The organism is Bacillus sp. 05T31, from assembly GCF_056396725.1.
Genome location: NZ_JBFTMA010000398.1, coordinates 1 through 3,938, shown reverse-complemented (window position 1 = coordinate 3,938; position 3,938 = coordinate 1). Strand labels below are relative to the sequence as shown.

The window sequence follows — 3,938 nt, the reverse complement described above, 5'->3', positions numbered from 1 at the left end:
CATCTTGCACGTTCATACCATATGTGCGCTTCATATTTATATTCTTTTAATAAATCATTAAAGAATCCATATGCTTCTTCATATCGTTCTAAATCTATTAAAATTAAACCGTGATTTACAAGTGTAAACCTTTCTGGACTACGTTCTATAGCTGTTAGAGAATACTCTAGCCCCTTTTCGGATTGATCCATATACATGTATGATAATGCTAAGAAACTCCACGCAACTGGTTGATCTGCATCCAATTGTAATGATGAACGAAAACTAGCAATCGATTCTGCATAATTATCTTGCTCAAAAGAATAACGTCCATTTATAAAATGATACAACGCTTGATTGCTTTTCTTCTCCACACTTTGAAGCATCTGTCCTGCTTTTTCCATATCCTGCAGACGAATAAAACACTGTGCACTATGCAATTTCACAAAGTCAGAGCTCGGAAACTTTTTCATTAATTTTTCTATACAAAACTGAATAAAATCTTTATCTACTTCAGCATCTAAATGTTTAATCGTATATAACCAAGTGTTTGGATTTTCACTTGTTTCTTTTAAAAATAGTACTAACTTTTCAATTCCCTCTTTATCTTGCTCACCTAAATGATCTGTAAGAGAAAAGATTGTTTCATAATAAGTGTGTTCTTCCTCATTTAAAAATGAAAGTTGTTCCATTCTATCTTTTGGTATAAACGTAATAGCTAAACAATCTGTATAACGATATTTTTCTTGCAACTTATCATATTCCACAAGAATCGGTTCCAAGAAATTCGGATCTTGAATATAAAAAGCTTGTAGTACATCGTCATAACCAGAAAGCACTTGTACATGGGAAGCGTGCTCAATATCTATACTTAATAAAACGGGAATACCTTGATTGAGTAATCTCTTATAATTTTCCACATTCCCTTGAAAATAACGATATTCGTAACCTTGCTCTTCTATATATGTAACTGTATCTGAAAACTTAGAACCTGTTACATCAAAAATATGTTGTGCAATTTCATCTTGCGTACGTTTTTCTCCCCATACCCCTAACATCATTTCCAAACTTGTCGGAACGCAATAGTTATCCTTTTGTACAACCGGAACTATCGGTAAACGAACCTTTTTTCCATCAGGATTTTTTTCTATATGATGATATAGAGAATTTTTCAAACTCTTTTCATTTTTCAATAGTGCTTGCAAATCGTGAATATTATTCATTTTATAAAATGCTTCTGCACGTAAATGTATAAAATAAGTTGTATATGCATGATGCGGAAGCATATGATTAATTTTATCTATTACCGCTAACATTTCTTCATAGCGCTCTAAATCTAATAAATATTTTACTTTTTCAAAATAGAAATATGGTACTTGAGGAAACTTTGCAATCGCATCATTAATGAGTTGTAACGCTCGCTGCTGTTCACMTTTATATGCATATAATTGCGCCAATAAGTACGTAGCTAACTCTTCACAATCTTTATGCTGCTGACCGGATAAAAGTTGTTCCTCTGCCTTCTCCCACTCACCAGTCTGTATATATAAGTAACCCCATTTATCAAAAACTGCACGCGTACTATACTTTTCCGCCTTTTGCATATAGGCATAGGCCTCTTCATTTCGCTTCATATCTARCAAACATCTAACTAACGTAAARTATGCTTTCGTTAAAACATCCGCATCAGTTTCCTCTTCATTTACCTTTTCCAAAGAATCTTTTAATAATTGTTCAGCATCAAGGATTTTACGCTCATCAATTAATTCATCACAATATAAAGAGAGCGTTCTCATATTTGGGAATTTTTTATAAGTATAACGAATTAAAAAGGAGCTATATTGATGCATCAAACCTTCATCAGCAAGACGAATTAATGTATCAAACTCCTTAGGTGACGAGACGTTAGAAAGCCAGTTCTTCACGTATGATAACTTATTCGTTTCTTTTATATGCGCAATTTCATTATTTATCTCATGTAATCCATCTAGGAATCTCTTTTCTTTCAAACAAATCTCTAATTGCTTAAAATCTAGCATGCATTCACCTCAAATTATTATTTATACTGCCATTTGCAAGCAGTATTCTAACCTACTTGCTTAGATTTTACACATCATATAGTATGCATTCAATTAAAACCTCATATAATGAACGATATTATTTAATATTATTCAAGTTTATAACTAAATATCTTAAAAACGATACTTTTTCTCGTTATTTTGTTTAATTTGATGAAATAACATATATTATTCGAAGATGGGTTTTATCTTCTTTTTTGAGSCTTCATTCAGTGGATGAAWTTATATTAACGATTTCCTGAATATCTATTGTAACTTACAATAGATCAACGATTTGATAAGATATATCGATTTACCKAAAAAAATGACAATCATCCTATCTTTTATTTCACTTATCAAATTTTAAATCCATAAAAACGCCGTAATGATCACTTGGAAATACGTGTGATGAAGTTAATGCTAAATCTCCAAATACAGATACATTTTCTATATTTAGAGATTCAAACGAATCCTTCTCTTGTATCAAAATCCAATCATATCGTTCTTCTTGCTTTTCATCCCCTATTAAATTTGTATTCTTTCCATAATCTAAAGTTGGCTGAGCAAGAATGTTATCTTGATTTTCTTTAAGCTGAGCCACGTCTATCCATTGATTACTTATTAAGTATTGATGCACCCCTGAATGTGGTTCATCATTAAAATCACCACATAATAATTCGTAGCCACTACCTCTGTTTTTAATCCAATTATTCACCGTATCCAATTGCTCTTGTCTTACCTTACTAGATTTCCAATTTAAATGAACATTCGTTACCCCGAGCTTATACTCTTTATATTTTAACATGATTCGAATGGTAGAATAATTCGATTCCTCTATATCTGTTTCCCAAATAGCTTCTTCAGCTAAGATAGGAACTTTACTTAAAAAAGCTAGGCCTTCATCTGGAGAATCTGGATACTCTTTAAATACACAGACCGGATATCCAGATTGATCCGCTATATACTGCGCAACATTTTTCTTCAATTCATACTTAGCACAACTTCCCACTTCCTGTAGAGCAAGAATATGCGGGGAAATATTGCGAACCTCCTCACAAATGGCTTCTAATCTCTCAAACCAAAAACTCTCGTGATTCCATATATTGAAAGTAGCAATTCGAATTACATCACTACAATTTAACATTTTATTTCACCAAATGTAATTTTCATATTCGGAGCATACACTAAAGATGCATGTATATGAAACACTTCAAAAAATCGTAGTTCTGCTTCATATTGAGCGAGCGCTTCAGCAAATGTTAATCCCCGACTCATTAAACGTTCTATAAATTGCTGTTTATCACCCGGATTGCCTGCAATCCCCTCTTCTTTTAGAGAATTATATAATCCTTTCTTATCATTTTGATTTAAATTAGAATCTAAAAAATTCACTTTATCACTTACTCTACATTCAATATTTTTAACACCCAATTCACTTAAATACATTGGTATTTTCATGCCAATATCGCCATCTTTACCACTTCTGTGTGTATCTTCTTCAAATAACTTCTGCAAAATACCAAGCTGGATAATTTCCGATTGAATTAATCTGTCTAGCGTGTATGAGGACATATTAGAAATCCAATTCGGCTCAAAACATATTATCTTTCCTCCCTCCTTAATTGAATTTATCATTTTTTGCAACATCGTTTTGGGCGAATTCATATGTAATAAGAAAGCATGACTGACAGCTATATCATATTTATTTTCCAATTCAATTTCTGTAGCATCTCCTTCAATAAATTCTGATTCATATGGAAGCGAAAAAAACAACTCTCTCGCTTCAGCTATTAATGCTTCCCCGCTATCAATACCTGTATACTTTGATCCATTTGGAAGTAACGGCAACAAAATTAAACCTAAGTAGCCATACCCACAACCGTAATCAACAATATGTACTGG

The 3,938-nt window shown here is 32.3% G+C and carries 3 protein-coding genes; all 3 read right to left on the bottom strand.

Annotation, left to right across the window (positions count from 1 at the left end; translation table 11 throughout):
- A partial coding sequence (locus AC1DJR_RS20310; protein ID WP_477003362.1) for a C39 family peptidase occupies positions 1 to 2,018 on the bottom strand: 2,018 nt, incomplete at its 3' end.
- Between the two features lie 367 nt (positions 2,019 to 2,385).
- Entirely contained in the window at positions 2,386 to 3,180 is a 795-nt protein-coding gene (locus AC1DJR_RS20305; protein ID WP_429688837.1) for an endonuclease/exonuclease/phosphatase family protein, read from the bottom strand.
- Positions 3,174 to 3,938 (bottom strand): methyltransferase domain-containing protein (locus AC1DJR_RS20300; RefSeq protein ID WP_477003361.1); only part of this gene is annotated, 765 nt, incomplete at its 5' end. The genes AC1DJR_RS20305 and AC1DJR_RS20300, both read right to left, overlap by 7 nt.

Coding starts and splice junctions, on each gene's coding strand:
- AC1DJR_RS20305 (WP_429688837.1), bottom strand. CDS start 3,180: ATGTTAAATTGTAGTGATGTAATTCGAATTGCTACTTTCAATATATGG.